Below are 16,807 nucleotides of genomic sequence, written 5' to 3' on the forward strand. Positions count from 1 at the left end.
TGATGGAGATGGACACCATGGAAACTCAGGAATATCAAGAGACACCAACGCAAAATGCGCCTGCCAGAGCTGAGCCTGAAGCTGGCTATAATTTTGCTTATCTCGATGAGCAAACCAAGCGCATGATCAGGCGTGCCATTTTGAAAGCAGTTGCCATACCCGGTTACCAGGTACCATTCGGCGGGCGTGAAATGCCCCTGCCTTATGGCTGGGGCACAGGCGGCATACAAGTCACTGCTGCCATCATAGGTCAGGATGATGTCTTGAAAGTCATAGACCAGGGGTCTGACGACACTACCAACGCGGTCAATATACGCCGCTTCTTCCGCCGCACCACGGGTGTGGCAACGACGGAAAAAACCACGGCGGCGACTGTCATACAAACCCGCCACCGTATCCCGGAAACGCCTTTGGCTGAAGGCCAGATCATGGTGTATCAGGTGCCTATCCCTGAACCCCTGCGCTGGCTGGAACCCAGCGAAACAGAAACACGCAAATATCATGCGATGGCCGACTATGGTCTCATGAGCGTCAAACTGTATGAAGATATCGCCAGGCTGGGCAAGATAGAAACTGCCTATGATTATCCTGTCATCGTCAATGAACGCTACCTGATGCGCCCTTCACCAATACCCAAGTTTGATAACCCCAAGATGGATAAGAATCCCGCCCTGCAATTATTTGGCGCAGGCCGCGAAAAACGCATCTACGCCGTGCCGCCTTATACACCAGTGAAGAGCCTGGACTTTGAAGATTATCCTTTCGAGATAGAACACTGGGATCACCGCTGCGCCATGTGCGATGCGAACGACAGCTTCCTTGATGAAGTTATCGTCGATGACCAGGGTTCACGCATGTTTGTCTGCAGCGATACTGATTATTGCCGCAGCCGCAGGGAAGAACAGGCATGAGCAAGATGAATATTGATAAGAATATGGATAACAACGAACCCTTGCTACAGGCACGCAATGTCAGCAAATTCTACGGCGGCAAGACGGCTTGCGAACAAGTCAATCTGAGCCTGTATCCCGGTGAAGTGCTTGGCATAGTTGGTGAATCCGGCTCCGGCAAATCTACCCTGTTGAATTGCCTGGCAGGCCAGTTGCAACCAGAGCAGGGCGAAGTCTTGTTCAATACCCGCGATGAAGGCATGGTCGAGTTGTTCACCATCAGCGAGGCACGCCGCCGCTTGCTGGCGCGCACAGACTGGGGCTTTGTCCACCAAAGTGCCAGGGATGGTCTGCGGGTAGAAGTCTCTGCCGGTGCCAATGTCGGTGAGCGCCTGATGGCGGTTGGTGCCCGGCATTATGGCCAGATACGCGCCGAGGCGCAGGACTGGTTGCACAGGGTGGAAATTGATGCTGCCCGCATTGATGACTTGCCACGCGATTTCTCGGGCGGCATGCAACAGCGCTTGCAGATCGCCCGTAACCTGGTGACCAAACCGCGTCTGATTTTCATGGATGAACCTACAGCCAGCCTCGACGTTTCTGTGCAGGCGCGCTTGCTAGACTTATTGCGCCAGCTGGTTTCGCAATTGCAGGTAGCCGCCGTCATCGTCACCCATGACCTGGCAGTGGCGCGTTTGCTGGCGCATCGCCTCATGGTCATGCGCCAGGGGCAGGTAGTCGAAGAGGGTTTGACTGATCAGGTACTCGATGATCCGCAACATCCTTACACCCAGTTGCTGGTGTCATCCGTCTTGCAGGCTTGAGGAACACATGTTGAAACGTATCGTAGTTGAAGCTCTGTCCAAAGACTTTACCCTGCATCTGCAAGGCGGGCAGGAAATGTCCATCCTGTCCAAAATAGACATGCAGGTAGATGCCGGTGAATGCGTGGTCATCCACGCGCCATCGGGTGCAGGCAAGAGTACTCTGTTGCGCTGTCTGTATGCCAATTATCGCGCCAGCAGTGGCAGTGTGAAGATCTGGCACAAGAGTGACTCTGATGAAGGCGCTTGGGTCGATGTACAATCTGCCCCTGCGCAACAGGTGCTGGCAGTCAGACATAGTACTCTGGGTTTCGTGACCCAGTTCCTGCGCGTGATACCACGCATCAGCACACTCGATCTGGTGGCTGAGCCTTTGCTCATGCGCGGCGTAGAAAAGCAGGCCGCCTATGAACAGGCCGAAGAATTATTGTCACGCCTGCGCATACCCAAGCGCCTGTGGCAAATCCCGCCTGCGACTTTTTCTGGCGGTGAACAACAGCGCGTAAATATCGCCCGCACCATGATTTACGATTACCCCATACTCTTGCTTGATGAACCAACTGCCTCGCTGGATGAAGCCAATCGCGCCACCGTCATCGACATGATCAATGGCGCGCGTGAACGCGGTGCTGCTGTCGTCGGCATCTTCCATGATGAAGTAGTACGCCAGGCGTTGGCAACCAGAATTTTCTCCATCCCCGCAGCAGTTTCTTTGGTGGCAGCATGATGAACAGAATAGAAAATGCACAAATTGTCCTGGCCGATGAAGTCATCGGCGGCTCCATGCTGGTAGAGCAGGGCAGGATAGCTGATTTGACAGAGGCAGCTCGTACTTCCAGTGTTACAGGTACAGATGACTGGCAGGGAGATTATCTCTTGCCCGGCATGGTAGAGCTGCATACCGACAATCTGGAAAAACACCTGATGCCACGTCCCAAGGTGGTCTGGCCTACACTACCTGCTATTTTGGCGCATGATGCCCAGATCGCGGCATCCGGCATCACCACCGTGCTCGACGCAATTTCAGTCGGTGATATCGATTCTGACAGTCTGCGTAATGACAGCCTCGAATCATGCACGCAAGGTTTGCGCATGGCAGCAGACTCAGGCATCTTGCGCGCAGACCACTTTTTGCATATGCGTCTGGAGCTGGCAGAAGAAGGCTTGCTGGACATGTTCGCCCCTTATCTGCATGACGAGCGCCTGAAGCTGGTTTCCCTGATGGACCATACGCCCGGCCAAAGACAGTGGACAGACCTGACGCATTACCGTGTCTATGTTTCCGGCAAGCGTGGCTGGAGTGAAGAAAAAGTCGATTCCATGCTGGAGCGTTTGTTACTCAGGCAAGTCGCGTATGCCGCCTCAAACCGCCGCGCCATCGTCGCCAGTTGCCGTGAACTGGATGTGCCAGTTCCACTGGCTACCCATGATGATACAACGGTAGAACATGTGGCTGAAGGTGTCGATGATGGTGTGACGATATCTGAATTTCCCACCACCGTTGCTGCCGCCAGGGCTGCCCGTGAACAGGGCTTGGGCATTATCATGGGCGCACCAAATATGGTGCGCGGTGGTTCACATTCCGGCAATGTGTCTGCAGCAGAACTGGCGCGTCTGGATTTACTGGACGTACTGTCTTCAGACTATGTACCAGCCAGTCTTTTGCATGCAGCTTTCCTGCTGCAAAATGAAGGCTTCAGTTTGCCCAAAGCTGTGGCGACCGTGACGCGTAATCCGGCGCGCATGATAGGGCTGCATGACAGGGGTGAGATTGCCGTGGGATTGCGGGCTGACTATATGCGTGTGCGCGTGGTGAGCGGTATTCCTGTGGTTATGGGTGTGTGGAAAGCCGGTAACAGGATTGCTTGAATCGATTAAAACCTAAAACCTCTCACCACAGAGGCACAGAGACACAGAGAAAATTCAGAGAAAAACTGAAATGATTCTGTGTCTCAGATTTTATGGCGATTAATTTCAAGTATTAAATCAGTCCTGATCCAGATGCAGCGAAATCACACCCGCAGCAGGTGTTGCACAAGGCTCATCATCAAAGGCGATATCGCCATTTGGATTCGCTTCGCCATCAACTTTCAAATCAGTGAAATTGAACAGGTTCTTGTCCATCAAATGTGAAGGTGCGACGGTGGACAGGGATGCAAAAATATTGTCCACGCGGCCAGGGAATTTTTTGTCCCATTCGCGCATCAGACCCTTGATTTGTTTGCGTTGCAGATTCTCTTGCGAGCCGCATAAATCGCAGGGGATGATGGGGAAGTTTTTGACTTCGGCATAGCGTTCAGTATCAGATTCTTTGACATAGGCCAGGGGGCGGATGACGATGTGTTTTCCGTCGTCAGATTGCAGCTTGGCTGGCATGCCCTTGAGTTTGCCACCAAAGAACATATTCAGGAAAAAAGTTTCCAGGATATCGTCACGGTGATGGCCTAGCGCGATCTTGGTCGCGCCCAGTTCATCGGCCACGCGGTATAAAATACCACGGCGCAGGCGTGAACAGAGTGAGCAGGTTGTCTTGCCCTCAGGGATCAGACGCTTGACGATGCTATAGGTATCCTGATTTTCTATATGGTAGGGTATGCCCAGTTTTTCCAGATAGGCTGGCAGGATATGGTCGGGGAAGTTAGGCTGCTTCTGATCGAGATTGACGGCGACGATATCGAAATTGATGGGCGCACGTTCACGCAAGGTCATCAAGATATCCAGCAGGGCATAGCTATCCTTGCCGCCAGACAGACAGACCATGACCTTGTCGCCTTCTTCTATCATATTGAAATCACCTATCGCCTGGCCAACCAGGCGGCATAAGCGCTTGTGCAGCTTATTGTTTTCGTAGGTGATTTTTTCCTGTGATTTGGCGGTAGTGGTGGCCGTGGCTTTTGCGTCAGCCGGGGCGTCCATCAATGTTTCAGTGAGTGTTTCAGTAAGGGCTTGCATGATAATGTTTAAATATCTGTTTTGATCTTGAATACTTCTACGCCTACGCCTTCGCAATCTGCGTAGACATCCGGCTTCATGGTAGAGATGCGCACGGCGCGTACTTTCGGATGTGCCAGCATGATAGCTGCGACATCATCACACAGGGTTTCCTGCAGGTGTACATGGCCTTTGGAAATACGGTCGGCTATCGTGCAGCGCATGAAGTCATAATCGACGACTTCTTCCAGCTGGTCATCCTTGGGTGTAGACAGGGCCAGCGGAATATACAGGTCCACATTGAAGAGCACACGTTGCTCGCCCTTTTTCTCGAACTCATGCACGCCGATGTTGATGGAGATTTCATAATTGCGCAAGAACAGGCGGCGGCAGTCTGAGAGCTGGGGGTGGTGCAGGATGGATAACATGGTGGTCCCGGGATTAAGGTGAAATAGCTTGATTTGCAGTCGCCAGAAACATGACATCGCGCTGCAAGGGAATAAGGTGCTGGCCACCATCAACGAGGATGGTAGTGCCGGTCATGGCAGGGCTGTCCGCCAGAAAGCAGACGGTACGGGCAATATCTTCAGGCGTGCTGGACCTGCCCAGCGGCGTGACCTGGTGCGCCTGCTGGAAATCTGCCGTGCTTTGATGGCCGGATTCCATGGTGATGCCTGGCGCAACACCAACGACCCGCACTTTAGGGGCCAATGCCTGCGCCAGTGTCGTCGTCGCACATTGCAGTGCTGCCTTGGACAAGGTGTATGACAAAAAGTCGGGATTCAGGTTGTACAGCTTTTGATCCAGCAGATTGATGACGCAAGTCTGTTCGCCATCTGCGGTTGCTGCATGCAGGGCTTGCGCCAGTATGATGGGCGCGGCCAGGTTGGCATGCATATGCCTGTCCAGGCTGGCCTGGCTGAAGCTGTGTACATCATCTTCTGCAAACAGCGAGGCATTATTGACGATGCAATCTATCTTGCCCATGGCAGCTATCGCTGCGGGTAGCAAGGCATGTGTTGCTGTTTCATTTGCCAGGTCGGCCTGCAAGGCAAGTGCGCGGCGGCCCAACGCCTGGATTTCTGTCACCAGGGTCTGCGCTTCTGCTGCTGAATTGCCATAATGCACAAGAATATCCCAACCCTGCCGCGCCATATGCAGGGCGATATGCCGCCCTATACGTTTGGCGGCACCTGTGATCAGTGCTGTGCGGTTTGTGGTTTGATTACCTGTTATGTCGTTCATGGAAATTCTTAACAAGGATTACTGCGTTTTCAATACAATGCGGCTATGCATAAATTATCTCTACCTGTGCCTGGCGATGATGCGCTGGCTGCCTCATCTGCTTTGCAACAACTGATTATCGACGACATCCACCAACATCAGGGCTGGATACCGTTTTCGCGCTACATGGAACTGGCGCTATATGCGCCCGACCTTGGCTATTACAGCGGTGGTGCCACAAAATTAGGCAAAGACGGTGATTTTACAACCGCACCGGAAATGTCGCCGCTATTTGCTGCCACCCTGGCCAGGCTGGCAAGTCAGTTATTCAGTCAAACTGCGGCCGAAGTCATGGAGTTCGGTGCAGGCACGGGCAAGCTGGCCCTGGATTTTTTGTCGGAATGTCAATTGTCTGGAATCGCGATAGACCGCTATTTTATCGTGGAATTGTCCGGCGAACTGCGCGCACGTCAGGAAGAATTGCTGAAAGACTTTCCACAAGTGCAATGGTTGCAAAAAATGCCAGACTCTTTTTCTGGCATTGTACTGGGAAATGAGGTGCTCGATGCCATGCCCGTTGATCTCGTCATCAAGACGGCAGATGGCTGGCATGAAGTCGGCGTGGCAGTGGTGGATGAAGATAGTATGCCCAGACTGATTTTCCGTGACCAGACTCAGGCATGCAGTCCTGACAAGATTGCGCAAATTCCTTATGCCGATGAATTACCAGCCGGTTATCTGACGGAAGTCCATGCGATCGCAAGCGGCTTCATGCATAGCCTGGCATCCATGCTGCTCGCCAGCGGCAAGCCGGCAGCAGCGATACTGATAGATTATGGTTTCCCGGCAGCCGAGTATTATCACCCGCAACGACTGCAAGGCAGCTTGATGTGCCACTACCGCCATCATGCCCACCCTGATCCTTTCTATTTGCCTGGCTTGCAGGACATCACCGCCCATGTTGACTTTACCGCCATGGTCAGGGCAGGCCTGGCAGCGGGGCTGGACTTATTGAATTACACCAGCCAGGCCAGTTTCTTGACGGCGGCAGGCATTGCCGAGTTGTTGGCACGCACCCCGGCAGAACAAGTCATGGCCTATCTTCCACAGGCAAATGCCCTGCAAAAACTGGTATCGCCAGCAGAAATGGGCGAGTTGTTCAAAGTGCTGGTGATGGGACATGGTGTGGAATTGCCAGAAAATTTATTGCGCCTGGACCGCAGTCACCGCTTATGATGGCTGGGGAATTGATTTAAATCATAGTAAATTGCCTTTTTGCAATTAAACAGGAGCAGGCTTTGTTACGCTGGGTATTGACCATCTTTATTGCTGTCGTGGTGTTCTCCAGCCTGCTGCCCTGGCTGGAAAAGCTGGGCATAGGTCGTTTGCCGGGTGATGTACGTTTTAAACTGTTTGGCCGCAGCTTCTCCTTTCCTTTCGCTTCCACCATATTGATTTCCCTGTTCGTGCTGTTATTAGCCAGGATATTCAAGTAAATCCGTTAAATATGTTAAAGCCTTGCAACATTGTTGCCGCAAGGGGGTAAAGTTTCCATATCAATGCGCCGTCACTTTAATATAATGAAATGGTCATATAAGGTCATATCGGCCAATTCAGGCTTGACGGGGTTTGCCGGCCGGGGATGACAGGTTGGTACGCACTACAGCGAGATCAACAATAAATTACGCTAAAGGTTGAAATGAGCGAACTCAGCGATATCAGGGCATTGCTCGTTGAACCGCATGCAGGCATGCGGGTCAGTTTGCACAATATGCTGAATCTGTGCGGCATTACCAAGATAGAACACGGCCTGTCGGCCGGTACAGCTGTGCGCACCATACAAGCCAAGGTGTTTGACCTGATCTTGTGCGAATACGATCTGGGTGTAGGCCAGGATGGCCAGCAATTACTGGAAGACATGCGCCACCATAAGCTGGCCCCCTTGTCGACCATCTTCATCATGGTGACGGCAGAGCGCTCTTACGCCAAGGTAGTCAGCGCTGCCGAACTGGCCCCTTCCGATTATCTGCTGAAGCCCTTCACCGCCGACATGTTGCTGGAGCGCGTCATCCGCGCCCTGGAAAAGCGCAAGGCCTTTGTCGATGTCCATAATCTCATGGAGCAGGGTTCCATCCCTGAAGCCATCATGGCTTGTCATCATGGTGAGCGCGACCACCCCAAATATGCCATTGACTTCATGCGTCTGCGTGCAGAGTTACATGTGGTGCAGGGTGAGGCTCCCGAGGCTGAAGAATTATATAAATATTTATTTGAATTAAAAGCCGTCGCCTGGGCCCGCCTGGGTCTGGCGAAAACCCTGTTCATGCAGGGCAAATACCAGGAAGCTGAAGAAATACTGAAAAACCTGGTGGCAGAAAACAATAAGTATATGGATGCCTATGACTGGCTGGCCAAGACCCATGAAATGGTGGGCGAGCTGCCAGAGGCAAAAGAGGTGCTGGATGTTGCTGTCAGCGTTTCGCCGCATGCAGTCAGGCGCTTGCGCAAACTGGGCAAGATCGCGCTGGAAACCGGTGACATAGAAACGGCTGAAAATGTCTTGAAAAAAGTCGTCAGCAAGGCCAAGTTTTCTGAATTCCGCGACCCTGAAGATCATTTGAACCTGGTCGATGCTCTGGTTAAAAAAGGCGATATGGAACAAGCCAAGTCCGTTGTGCGTGACCTGGAAAAGAATATGTCCGGCCTCAAGAAAACGGCGGCGGTGCGCGCCATTTCTGCTGCCATGATCCATGCCAAGACGGGTGATGCCAGGTTGGGGGAAGAACTGGGTAATGCCGTGGCGGCTTCGCGCGAAGATATAGGCCTGTCTACCGATGCCAAGCTGGGCCTGGCTAAAAGTTGTCTTGAAAATGACCAGGAAGACAATGCTTCCGAGATTATTCTCGACGTCATGAAAAACGCCAGCAACCAGCAAGTCATGAATAAGGCACTGGGGGTATTTGAGAGCGCTGGTAAAGGCCACCTGGGCAAGGAATTGGCACAACGCAGCCAGAAAGAAGTCATGGATCTGGTGGCCATGGGTGTGCAAAAAGCCAAGCAGGGCGATTTCCGTGGCTCGGTAGAATTGATGGCGGCAGCGGCACGCAAGTCACCGGATAATCCGCAAGTGATCTTGAATGCGGCACTGGCCGCCTTGAAATGCCTGGAAAACATGGGTTGGGATCATGCGACCGGTGAGCTGGCGCGCAATTTGATTGAATCTGCCCGTCGCCTGGACCCCATGAACCCACGCCTGAAAGCGATACGCGGCCTGTATGATGAATTGCAGAAAAAATACGGTATCAATACCGCCCGTGTAACAAAATAAAACATCAATCATCAGGTTCAAATATGGATTATGGAATCTCTGATTAAGTGTAGCGAGCGGCGTTAGTTTGACGCATTGACAACCCGGAAGCGCAGTCGTACGACTGTACGGCGAGCATCGCAGGCTCAAAATAGCGTCGCGCAGTAACTTAATCAGAGGTTCCTTAGTATAAATTTGTAGTTGCGGAGACCATGGCCATACAATCATCAGTACACCTGGATCAACACGCGCCAGAACTGCCGCGTGACCGTTTGATCAAGCAAATCAATGAAGAAAGTAATTTGCCGACTTTGGGGGTGTCGATTACCAAGGTGGTGGAAATTACTTCTTCCAGCGAAGATCCGGTGGCCAAGCTTGCGCATTTTGTACTGGCCGATGTTGCCCTGACGCAAAAAATACTCAGACTCTCCAATACTATCCACTACCGCACCAGTTCTGGCGCTCCCGTCACTACTATTTCCAGGGCGATATTCCTGCTGGGTTTTAACAGCATCAAGACCAGTGCCATGGCCATGTTGCTGGTCGATTGTTTTAAGGATAAAAGCCACGCCAATAGCGTCAGGCGCGAGTTGGTGCAAGCACTGTGCGCCAGCATAGTCGGCCGCGAAATGGCCCAGCGCGGACGTTTCCAGGATGGCGAAGAAGCGGCAGTGGCGGCCTTGTTCAAGAATGTCGGCAAGATATTGGTGGCTTCCTTTGATCATCCCCTGTACAGCCGCGTACAAGCCATGCTGCAGACTGGGCAGACCACCTCGCAGGAAGCTGCCTCCACACTGTTGGGCTGCAGCTATGAACGCTTTGGTGAAATGGCTTTGCAGGAATGGAAGATACCGGACACCATCATACAATCGCTGGTCCCTCTGCCCGCTGGTGAATTGAAGAAGGTGAATACCCGTGCCGAGTGGCTACGGCAGGTCGCCAGCTTCAGCGATGCGATGGCGACCATGATCATGAGTTCCAGTGGTGGCAATCTCAATGAAAAAGCCAAAACCTTGTTGCAGCGTTATGGCAAGGCACTGGATTTCGACCAGGCTATCCTCGATGAGATGCTCAGCAAGGTGGAAACCGAGACCAGGCAATTAGCCAAGAGCATGGATATCGCCATGGGGGATATTCATATCGGTGACGCCGATGCGAATACTACCAATGGTGTGCCGAATGACCTCTTGCTCAAGAATTATGAAGCGGGTGAAATCCAGAATGATGAGCGACATGCCAGTGGCAAGCCCAAGCATGCGCGTGATCTTTTGCTGGCGGGTGTGCAGGATGTCACGCAAATGCTGGCATCTGACAGTTTCAAACTGAATGACCTGATCCTGCTGGTACTGGAAACCCTGTACAGCAGCATGGGCTTTCGCTTTGCCACCGTCTGCCTGCGCGACCTGCAAACGGTACGCTATGTGGCCAGGCTGGCCATAGGTGAAAATTACCAGGAAAGGCAAAGAGGCTTTGCCTTCAGCGGTAAGCCTGACCAAAACCTGTTCCATCTGGCGATGAGCAATAATGTCGACCTGATGATCTCCGATGCCTCTGTCCCCAAGATACAAAACCTGTTACCTGACTGGCATAAGCAATTATTGCCGGATGCACGCAGCTTCATCATCCTGCCCCTGGTGATACAGAAAAAACCCCTGGGCCTGTTTTATGCAGACCGAGCGGTTAATGCCGATGAAGGCGTGCCACCAGATGAAACCGCGCTCATCAAGACCCTGAAAAGCCAATTGCTGGCAGCCATGATGCGAGGTTAAGTGATAGCCGCACTGCAAGAATGAGGTGGGTGGCTTACAATGTTTTCACCTCATGCTTAAAGGATGTTCCATGCACTTCACTACCTGGCTCACTTTCTTCTTTGCCGCTTGCGTCATCGCTATTTCACCCGGTTCCGGTGCCGTGCTATCCATGTCGCATGGTTTGAACTATGGACTTAAAAAAGCCAGCGGCACCATCATGGGTTTGCAGGCAGGTTTATTGCTGATACTGGCGATTGCTGGTGCCGGGGTGGGTTCTATCCTGATGGCTTCGGAAATGGCCTTCAGTGTGGTTAAAACCGTAGGTGCACTGTACCTGATCTATCTGGGCATCAATCAATGGCGTGCCAGGGTGGAAGTCAAGGCAGAAAATGATGCCACTCAGATGGCCGGTAATCCGGTGCCCAGCATGTCCAAACGTTTTTTGACGGGCTTTTTGACGAACGCCACCAATCCCAAAGGCATCATCTTCATGGTGGCGGTATTACCGCAATTTATCTCGCACGATGCACCGCTCTTGCCGCAGTTATTGATACTGGGCGTGACCATGTGCGCGATAGACCTGGTGGTCATGCATGGCTAAGCCTTTGCAGCATCCAGCATGCAGCGTTATTTTCGCGACCCCAAATGGCTGAAGAGCCAGAACCGTTTTTTTGGCGGAATCTTGATGGCAATAGGCACAGCCTTGTTCTTCGTCAAGCGCAATCCAGCCAGTTAAAAAATGCCGCTGTGAAAAAACTCACGGCGGCATTTTTTCCGCTTCTTAAGCCAGAGGTATCTGCTGTTTCTTGGCCAGGGCATCAATGTCTTGCCAGATCGTCATTTGATTCAACAGGCGTGTTGCCGGATCCAGCATGGGATTTAAATTGAAGAAACGCTCAAGAGCCGTTTCATCAAAATTGCTATGCTGAGAAAAGTTGATGCGTCCATACTGCTTGCGGAAGGCATGCAGTAAATCGGCTGGCGTATCCTTATGCCAGGATTGCATGAGGCCACCCACCATCAAGGCGGTATCGGTCGTTTGTTCCAGCGAGCGCGGGCTGCGTGAGCTGGCAACGTCACGATAATCCAGCAGGCGCGGGAAGTAAAACTTATTGATCCAGCTTGCCGGTATACCGCCTTCCCGCAGCAAGATCCCGCTACGCCACAGCTTCCAGCTTTTTTCTGCTTCATTGTCGGCCACAAAGTGCGTATCTGCCAGCAGCACGCAATCTTCTTGCAGTTCTATTTCCAGTATCACCGGCAAGCCCGCACCCACAGCGATGTTTTCCAGTTCTGGCATCTGTGGTTTTTCACCCAGCTGATTTTGCAGGGCATTAACGAACTCCCCCAGCACTTGCTGATGTTCATGATGCAGCTTGCTGGTGGCTTTGCAAAATGCCGCGCAGGCAGCAAAATAAGCCATCAATTCGCCGACCATGATGCCATGGGCGGCTGGTTCTTCTTCCTGGAAATTCTGGTGTGGCATGTCTGCTGCCAAACCCTGACGCAAGATAGGGTAGAGCTGGGTGGAAATGCCACCAAATTTAATATGACTGCCAGCGGCAAGTTTGAATTCTGACATGACGGCTCAGGCTTTCTTGAACAGAGAGAGGACGTGTTCCGGCGGACGTCCTATGGCCGCATTATTTTGATAGCTGACGATCGGTCTTTGCAATAAATGCGGGTGGGCTGCGATGGCAGACAAGGCGCTTGCCGTATCGGCAGTTGCCAGGTTCAGGCTGGCATATTCAGGCTCATTATTGCGCAGCATGGCCTGCACGTCACCATTGTCATCACCTGTCCCCAATGCAGTCAGCAGTTTTTGTAATTCATCAAAATTCAAAGGTGTTTTTTGATAATCAATCACTTGCAGGTTTAACTGTGCCTGATCGGCATAGGACTGTACCAGCGCCAGGGTTTCGCGCGATTTGGAACAGCGTGGATTGTGGTAAATCGTAATCATCTATCTATCATCATTCTATGGTGTCGCCATGTCAACATGGCTTATTTACCTTATTTGCATTACTTATCAAAATTTGAGTTCCATGCCCAACAATACCAGCACGCCGAGTACCGCAAACACTGCCGCCGCACACCAGCGCACGTATTTGAAAGGGAAATTCGGTGCCGCGATCTTGCCCAGGAAGACTGCCGGTACATCGGCTATCAACATGCCCAAAGTCGTGCCAGCGATGACCATGGTCAGGTCGCTATACTTTGCCGCCAGCGCCACGGTTGCCAGCTGGGTTTTGTCGCCAATTTCTGCCAGGAAAAAAGTCACGCAAGTCAGCATGAAAACGCCATAAGGCCTTTCGCTGATGCCACCATCATCGATCTCATCCGGTTTCAGCGTCCAGGCGGCAATTGCCAAAAATGACAGACCCAGCAAATAGCGCATGACTGTAGCATCGATATGCGTGGCAACCAATTGCCCTAACAAACCAGCCAGAGTATGGTTGGCCAATGTGGCTACCAGGATGCCAAGTATGATGGGGCCGGGCTTTTTATAGCGGGCTGCCAATAACAGGGCCAGTAATTGTGTTTTATCACCAATTTCGCCAACGGTGACAGCGAGTGCAGAGACGAGGAAAGCTTCCATGGATATAGGCGGGATGGGGCGATTTGTCCAATGACAGCCATATCCCGCCCCATCCCTGGTCAGCAGAAATATAACTATCAAAGGTCTTGCCCAATACGGTCAGCATCATCGCTGCTCATCGTATCAAACGCACCATGACCAGATGGCCAAGTATGTTGATGCGTCTTCCCCGGATTAAACCGGAGCAGGCTACTCCCCAATGAAAGAGAGATGCGATTATAACGCATACTCACCGACAGGTCAGCAGTCGATTGATTTGACGATGTTTTACTGGTTCTGCAGGGTCCTGATTGCTACACTATCAAGATAAATCATGCATACAATTAAGATGCCCGCCTTATTCAGTTTATTCTGCCCGGGAGTCAGGCCATGCCACCAGGCTGACCTTAATCATCGTCTTCCTCACTGTATTCATCATCTTCCTCTTCCGGCAGCAAAAATTCAACTTCGCCATCGAGATATACCTGGCCAAAGCTTTTCAGGATGATCTCGTCAACTTCCTGGCGGCTGATCACGCCTGTGCCATATTCAAATCTCTGTTCCGGCAAGCCAGCCAGCTGGACGATGTGTGCAGCCCACTCAGGCTGACTGTCTTGTATCAAGCCAGCCCAAAGTACCAGCTTTCCCCTGACGATATCGTCCTCATCGGTAAAATTGGCGGCCTCTTCAAGACCCATTCTGTATGCCCATGCGACAACGGAAGGCGCATACAGCTTCGCCATCACCTCATCATGCGGGCAAAGAATGACGCGCCCACCCATGTGATTATCAATACACCAAAGGCAAACACTATAAAACGAGGCGATGGGGAAAATACCTGGTAATCCTTGTTCCGGCTCTTGCACGACATGCACGTCCAGTACAGAGGCAGCTTCTATCCAGTCGACAGAACACAAGGTAAATCTTTCGTCGCTGGTCACGCCAAGTAAAATCCATTGGCGATATGCCTCTGGTAATTTGCCGAATTTCTTTTCAATTTTTTTGATGATTTTTTCCATCTGCTGCCTGCTTAAGTGTATAAACTAACGAGCCTCAATTTATTTATGCGCTTCTATTTTCAATGTTTCTAACATTTTAAATGATGTTCAAGTTAGTTAATTTCAGGGCGGACTTATGAGCGTATCTCTCTCCAGTTATTTCATGAGTTTTTGGTCAGCTTCTGAATTGCACGCCAATGCCATTATCTTCTTGAATCTGGCCGGTGCCATGCTGCTGGGATTTGTGGTTGGCTATGAGCGCTCTTATCATGGCCGTGCGGCTGGCATGCGTACTTATGGTCTGGTCTGCATGGCTTCGGCGGCACTGGTAGTGATTTCCGGTTACCCGGATTTCTGGTTTGGTGCGCGGGCACTTTACCCCGTCAATCTTGATCCTTCCCGCACCATACAGGGCATAGTCACAGGCATAGGTTTTCTTGGTGCTGGCGTCATCATGCGTGAGGGTTTTACCATCAGCGGCCTGACCACTGCCGCTTCTTTGTGGGCTTCTTCAGCGATCGGGGTCATGGTCGGCGTGGGCTTTTATGCGGCCGCCATTTTGCTGGCATTTTTATCCGCCGCCTGCATGATCTGGGTATCCAGGCTGGAGTCGTGGTTGCCGTCACGGCCCGCAGTAGCCATCACCATGCAATTCAAGCAAGGCTACATACCCAGAGAAGATGCCTTGCGCAAAATGGCTTTGGAGCGCGGTTATGAAATTGCTACTGGTACTTTGAACATCAGTTGCCGCGACGGGCGCGCAGAATGGCGTTTTGTCGCTGTGGGCCTGAGCCGTAAACTGGCCACTCGCATCAGCGAATTGTCGCTGGAACTGGGCGCGTTTGAGGGGATGGAGTTCTACCAGATTGCGCATGCCCGTAATTAAGCCATGACCACAAAAAGGCAGGCTGCTTAAGGATTTTTTTCTGTCGTCGCAGGCAATCCCAACATGCCCTGCATGAAAATCTGCGTTACCAGCACAGCAAAGTCGGCATAGGAAATTTTATCGGCATCCTGATGTGGTTTTAGCCAGGTAAAAGTCCAGTTGATCATGCCAAACAAAAGCATGGTGATGGCGCTGCGGTTTTGTGCCGTGGTGCGTTCGGGAAAGCTGCGCTGTATGGCGGCGGCAAACAAATCAACAATTTTTCTCTGTGCATCGAGTATCAACTGGCGTTGCGGTGCTTCCAGGAATTTCACATCATTCAGCAAAGCGATATGCCGGGTCTGGGAATGTTCATATTCGGCCAGGAAGGCTGCGATCAAGGCAGGCAAGTCAGCATGGCTTTCTGCCAGGCTGATCAAGACTCTGGTATAGCGATCCAGTAAATCGAACAGGATCGCCTCTTTGCTGGGGTAGTAATGGTAGAGCCTGGCCTTGGAAGTGCCACAGGTTTGCGCCAGCAAGCTCATGGACGTGCCGGGGTAGCTATGGTTGGCAAAGGCGGTGGCCGCCTTTTCCAGGATATCGTCGCGCTGCAATTGATAGTCGGATGCGAGGGTGCGGGCCATATTGTCAGTTTTCGATAGTTGCCTGCATCATAGCTTGATCTTATTCGTGTTGGCGCCTGTAGGGAAAATTACAACAAACACGTGAGTGCAAGAAGACATTTTTTTATTGCGCTTGAAATTCCAGTTGAGCTACTTCATTCATATCATTTTAATAATATTGAATAAAATCAAGCACTTATTGTTGTTTTTGGCGAATGCTTCAGGCATCATGAGAAGGAATTTGCAAATAGGTGTTGACAGATGGAGGGAGTATCTCCATAATCCGGGGTTCCCTGCGGAGGGGTGGCCGAGTGGTTAAAGGCGACAGACTGTAAATCTGTTCTCTTACGAGTACGCTGGTTCGAATCCAGCCCTCTCCACCACAGGTAAAGAATTGAATTAAGAAATTAGCGGCTGAAGTGGTGGCCTTTGCGGGTGTAGCTCAATGGTAGAGCTGAAGCCTTCCAAGCTTATGACGAGGGTTCGATTCCCTTCACCCGCTCCAGTTTTACTTGCGCGGGGTTTTGCGCAGCAAGCTGCCCTTGTAGCTCAGTGGTAGAGCACTCCCTTGGTAAGGGAGAGGCCACGTGTTCAATCCACGTCAAGGGCACCATTTAGTCTGGTGTTTTCAAGTCTGATTTGTCGGGCGCGTGCCTGAGCATTCTCATCAAAATCGTTAGGAGTCCAAAATGGCAAAAGGTAAGTTCGAGCGCACCAAGCCGCACGTAAACGTTGGCACAATTGGTCACGTTGATCACGGCAAAACCACACTGACAGCAGCGATTGCAACAGTCTTGTCGAAAAAATTCGGCG

General features: G+C 51.7%; 18 protein-coding genes, 3 tRNA genes, 1 pseudogene and 1 riboswitch. Of the genes and pseudogenes, 14 read left to right on the forward strand and 8 right to left on the reverse strand.

Translation table 11 applies throughout. From position 1 onward, the window contains the following. The first annotated feature begins 17 nt into the window (after positions 1 to 17). The 4 genes from ACO0LF_RS20520 to ACO0LF_RS20535 are packed head-to-tail and all read left to right on the forward strand — an operon-like array spanning position 18 to position 3,583. On the forward strand, positions 18 to 911 hold the full coding sequence (locus ACO0LF_RS20520; RefSeq protein WP_423017418.1) for an alpha-D-ribose 1-methylphosphonate 5-phosphate C-P-lyase PhnJ: 894 nt from the start codon (positions 18 to 20) through the stop codon (positions 909 to 911). After that, positions 908 to 1,714 carry a phosphonate C-P lyase system protein PhnK gene (gene phnK / locus ACO0LF_RS20525; protein ID WP_423017382.1) on the forward strand — a complete coding sequence of 269 codons (807 nt, stop codon included), beginning with the start codon at positions 908 to 910 and terminating at the stop codon, positions 1,712 to 1,714. Before ACO0LF_RS20520 ends, phnK begins: the two co-directional genes overlap by 4 nt. 7 nt (positions 1,715 to 1,721) lie before the next feature. Continuing rightward, positions 1,722 to 2,441, forward strand: coding sequence for a phosphonate C-P lyase system protein PhnL (gene phnL, locus ACO0LF_RS20530; protein ID WP_423017384.1), 720 nt, complete (start codon positions 1,722 to 1,724; stop codon positions 2,439 to 2,441). Next, the gene (locus ACO0LF_RS20535; RefSeq protein ID WP_423017386.1) at positions 2,438 to 3,583 is read left to right on the forward strand and encodes an alpha-D-ribose 1-methylphosphonate 5-triphosphate diphosphatase; all 1,146 of its coding nucleotides are present in this window, start codon (positions 2,438 to 2,440) and stop codon (positions 3,581 to 3,583) included. The genes phnL and ACO0LF_RS20535 overlap by 4 nt, the downstream gene beginning before the upstream one ends. 117 nt (positions 3,584 to 3,700) lie before the next feature. On the opposite strand, the gene ttcA is transcribed toward ACO0LF_RS20535, so the two are convergent. The 3 genes from ttcA to ACO0LF_RS20550 are packed head-to-tail and all read right to left on the reverse strand — an operon-like array spanning position 3,701 to position 5,890. After that, a complete protein-coding gene (gene ttcA, locus ACO0LF_RS20540; RefSeq protein ID WP_423017420.1) occupies positions 3,701 to 4,630 on the reverse strand; it encodes a tRNA 2-thiocytidine(32) synthetase TtcA in 930 nt (309 codons plus the stop codon). A gap of 44 nt (positions 4,631 to 4,674) precedes the next feature. Further along, positions 4,675 to 5,073, reverse strand: a complete 399-nt coding sequence (locus ACO0LF_RS20545; RefSeq protein ID WP_423005314.1) for a dihydroneopterin aldolase — start codon at positions 5,071 to 5,073, stop codon at positions 4,675 to 4,677. Between the two features lie 13 nt (positions 5,074 to 5,086). Continuing rightward, positions 5,087 to 5,890 carry an SDR family oxidoreductase gene (locus ACO0LF_RS20550; RefSeq protein WP_423017388.1) on the reverse strand — a complete coding sequence of 268 codons (804 nt, stop codon included), beginning with the start codon at positions 5,888 to 5,890 and terminating at the stop codon, positions 5,087 to 5,089. A 45-nt stretch (positions 5,891 to 5,935) separates the two neighbouring features. Between ACO0LF_RS20550 and ACO0LF_RS20555 the strand changes: the two genes are divergently transcribed. From ACO0LF_RS20555 to ACO0LF_RS20575, 5 genes and pseudogenes are all read left to right on the forward strand, one after another. Next, positions 5,936 to 7,105: a class I SAM-dependent methyltransferase gene (locus tag ACO0LF_RS20555; protein ID WP_423017390.1), complete on the forward strand. Its 1,170-nt coding sequence runs from the start codon at positions 5,936 to 5,938 to the stop codon at positions 7,103 to 7,105. Positions 7,106 to 7,167: 62 nt separating this feature from the next. After that, on the forward strand, positions 7,168 to 7,365 hold the full coding sequence (locus tag ACO0LF_RS20560; protein ID WP_423005308.1) for a DUF2905 domain-containing protein: 198 nt from the start codon (positions 7,168 to 7,170) through the stop codon (positions 7,363 to 7,365). A gap of 203 nt (positions 7,366 to 7,568) precedes the next feature. Next, positions 7,569 to 9,197 (forward strand): tetratricopeptide repeat protein, encoded by a 1,629-nt coding sequence (locus ACO0LF_RS20565; protein WP_423017392.1) that lies wholly within the window; start codon positions 7,569 to 7,571, stop codon positions 9,195 to 9,197. A 191-nt stretch (positions 9,198 to 9,388) separates the two neighbouring features. Continuing rightward, complete coding sequence (locus tag ACO0LF_RS20570) at positions 9,389 to 10,945, forward strand: HDOD domain-containing protein (RefSeq protein WP_423017394.1); 1,557 nt, start codon at positions 9,389 to 9,391, stop codon at positions 10,943 to 10,945. A gap of 70 nt (positions 10,946 to 11,015) precedes the next feature. After that, positions 11,016 to 11,663 (forward strand): annotated as a pseudogene (locus tag ACO0LF_RS20575) (LysE family transporter). A gap of 45 nt (positions 11,664 to 11,708) precedes the next feature. On the opposite strand, the gene ACO0LF_RS20580 reads toward ACO0LF_RS20575, so the two are convergent. From ACO0LF_RS20580 to ACO0LF_RS20595, 4 genes are all read right to left on the reverse strand, one after another. After that, positions 11,709 to 12,509, reverse strand: a complete 801-nt coding sequence (locus ACO0LF_RS20580; RefSeq protein WP_423017396.1) for a hypothetical protein — start codon at positions 12,507 to 12,509, stop codon at positions 11,709 to 11,711. A gap of 6 nt (positions 12,510 to 12,515) precedes the next feature. Next, complete coding sequence (locus ACO0LF_RS20585) at positions 12,516 to 12,890, reverse strand: arsenate reductase family protein (RefSeq protein ID WP_423017398.1); 375 nt, start codon at positions 12,888 to 12,890, stop codon at positions 12,516 to 12,518. A gap of 66 nt (positions 12,891 to 12,956) precedes the next feature. Further along, a complete protein-coding gene (locus tag ACO0LF_RS20590) occupies positions 12,957 to 13,607 on the reverse strand; it encodes a TMEM165/GDT1 family protein (RefSeq protein ID WP_423017400.1) in 651 nt (216 codons plus the stop codon). A gap of 11 nt (positions 13,608 to 13,618) precedes the next feature. Next, positions 13,619 to 13,736: riboswitch (yybP-ykoY riboswitch) on the reverse strand. A 176-nt stretch (positions 13,737 to 13,912) separates the two neighbouring features. Continuing rightward, entirely contained in the window at positions 13,913 to 14,524 is a 612-nt protein-coding gene (locus ACO0LF_RS20595) for an SMI1/KNR4 family protein (protein WP_423017402.1), read from the reverse strand. 115 nt (positions 14,525 to 14,639) lie between these two features. On the opposite strand from ACO0LF_RS20595, the gene ACO0LF_RS20600 reads away from it, so the two are divergent. After that, positions 14,640 to 15,389 (forward strand): MgtC/SapB family protein, encoded by a 750-nt coding sequence (locus ACO0LF_RS20600; protein WP_423017404.1) that lies wholly within the window; start codon positions 14,640 to 14,642, stop codon positions 15,387 to 15,389. A 26-nt stretch (positions 15,390 to 15,415) separates the two neighbouring features. Here the strand turns inward: ACO0LF_RS20600 and ACO0LF_RS20605 are convergent, their stop codons facing one another. Further along, entirely contained in the window at positions 15,416 to 16,015 is a 600-nt protein-coding gene (locus ACO0LF_RS20605; protein WP_423017406.1) for a TetR/AcrR family transcriptional regulator, read from the reverse strand. A gap of 276 nt (positions 16,016 to 16,291) precedes the next feature. Between ACO0LF_RS20605 and ACO0LF_RS20610 the strand changes: the two genes are divergently transcribed. From ACO0LF_RS20610 to ACO0LF_RS20625, 4 genes are all read left to right on the forward strand, one after another. Continuing rightward, positions 16,292 to 16,377: transfer RNA gene (locus tag ACO0LF_RS20610), tRNA-Tyr, on the forward strand. 48 nt (positions 16,378 to 16,425) lie between these two features. After that, positions 16,426 to 16,499, forward strand: a tRNA-Gly gene (locus tag ACO0LF_RS20615). 33 nt (positions 16,500 to 16,532) lie between these two features. After that, positions 16,533 to 16,607 (forward strand) — tRNA-Thr (locus ACO0LF_RS20620). Between the two features lie 76 nt (positions 16,608 to 16,683). Next, a partial coding sequence (locus ACO0LF_RS20625; protein WP_017454492.1) for a GTP-binding protein occupies positions 16,684 to 16,807 on the forward strand: 124 nt, incomplete at its 3' end.

The organism is Undibacterium sp. Di27W, from assembly GCF_049340345.1.
Taxonomy (GTDB): domain Bacteria; phylum Pseudomonadota; class Gammaproteobacteria; order Burkholderiales; family Burkholderiaceae_D; genus Undibacterium.

Excerpts from the sequence above, each read along its gene's own strand:
- ACO0LF_RS20545 (WP_423005314.1), bottom strand. The coding sequence starts at position 5,073 with ATGTTATCCATCCTGCACCACCCCCAGCTCTCAGACTGCCGCCGCCTG.
- phnK (WP_423017382.1), top strand. The coding sequence starts at position 908 with ATGAGCAAGATGAATATTGATAAGAATATGGATAACAACGAACCCTTG.
- phnL (WP_423017384.1), top strand. The coding sequence starts at position 1,722 with ATGTTGAAACGTATCGTAGTTGAAGCTCTGTCCAAAGACTTTACCCTG.
- ACO0LF_RS20555 (WP_423017390.1), top strand. The coding sequence starts at position 5,936 with ATGCATAAATTATCTCTACCTGTGCCTGGCGATGATGCGCTGGCTGCC.
- ACO0LF_RS20550 (WP_423017388.1), bottom strand. The coding sequence starts at position 5,890 with ATGAACGACATAACAGGTAATCAAACCACAAACCGCACAGCACTGATC.
- ACO0LF_RS20570 (WP_423017394.1), top strand. The coding sequence starts at position 9,389 with ATGGCCATACAATCATCAGTACACCTGGATCAACACGCGCCAGAACTG.
- ACO0LF_RS20600 (WP_423017404.1), top strand. The coding sequence starts at position 14,640 with ATGAGCGTATCTCTCTCCAGTTATTTCATGAGTTTTTGGTCAGCTTCT.
- ACO0LF_RS20535 (WP_423017386.1), top strand. The coding sequence starts at position 2,438 with ATGATGAACAGAATAGAAAATGCACAAATTGTCCTGGCCGATGAAGTC.
- ACO0LF_RS20565 (WP_423017392.1), top strand. The coding sequence starts at position 7,569 with ATGAGCGAACTCAGCGATATCAGGGCATTGCTCGTTGAACCGCATGCA.
- ttcA (WP_423017420.1), bottom strand. The coding sequence starts at position 4,630 with ATGGACGCCCCGGCTGACGCAAAAGCCACGGCCACCACTACCGCCAAA.
- ACO0LF_RS20580 (WP_423017396.1), bottom strand. The coding sequence starts at position 12,509 with ATGTCAGAATTCAAACTTGCCGCTGGCAGTCATATTAAATTTGGTGGC.
- ACO0LF_RS20585 (WP_423017398.1), bottom strand. The coding sequence starts at position 12,890 with ATGATTACGATTTACCACAATCCACGCTGTTCCAAATCGCGCGAAACC.
- ACO0LF_RS20595 (WP_423017402.1), bottom strand. The coding sequence starts at position 14,524 with ATGGAAAAAATCATCAAAAAAATTGAAAAGAAATTCGGCAAATTACCA.
- ACO0LF_RS20520 (WP_423017418.1), top strand. The coding sequence starts at position 18 with ATGGAAACTCAGGAATATCAAGAGACACCAACGCAAAATGCGCCTGCC.
- ACO0LF_RS20605 (WP_423017406.1), bottom strand. The coding sequence starts at position 16,015 with ATGGCCCGCACCCTCGCATCCGACTATCAATTGCAGCGCGACGATATC.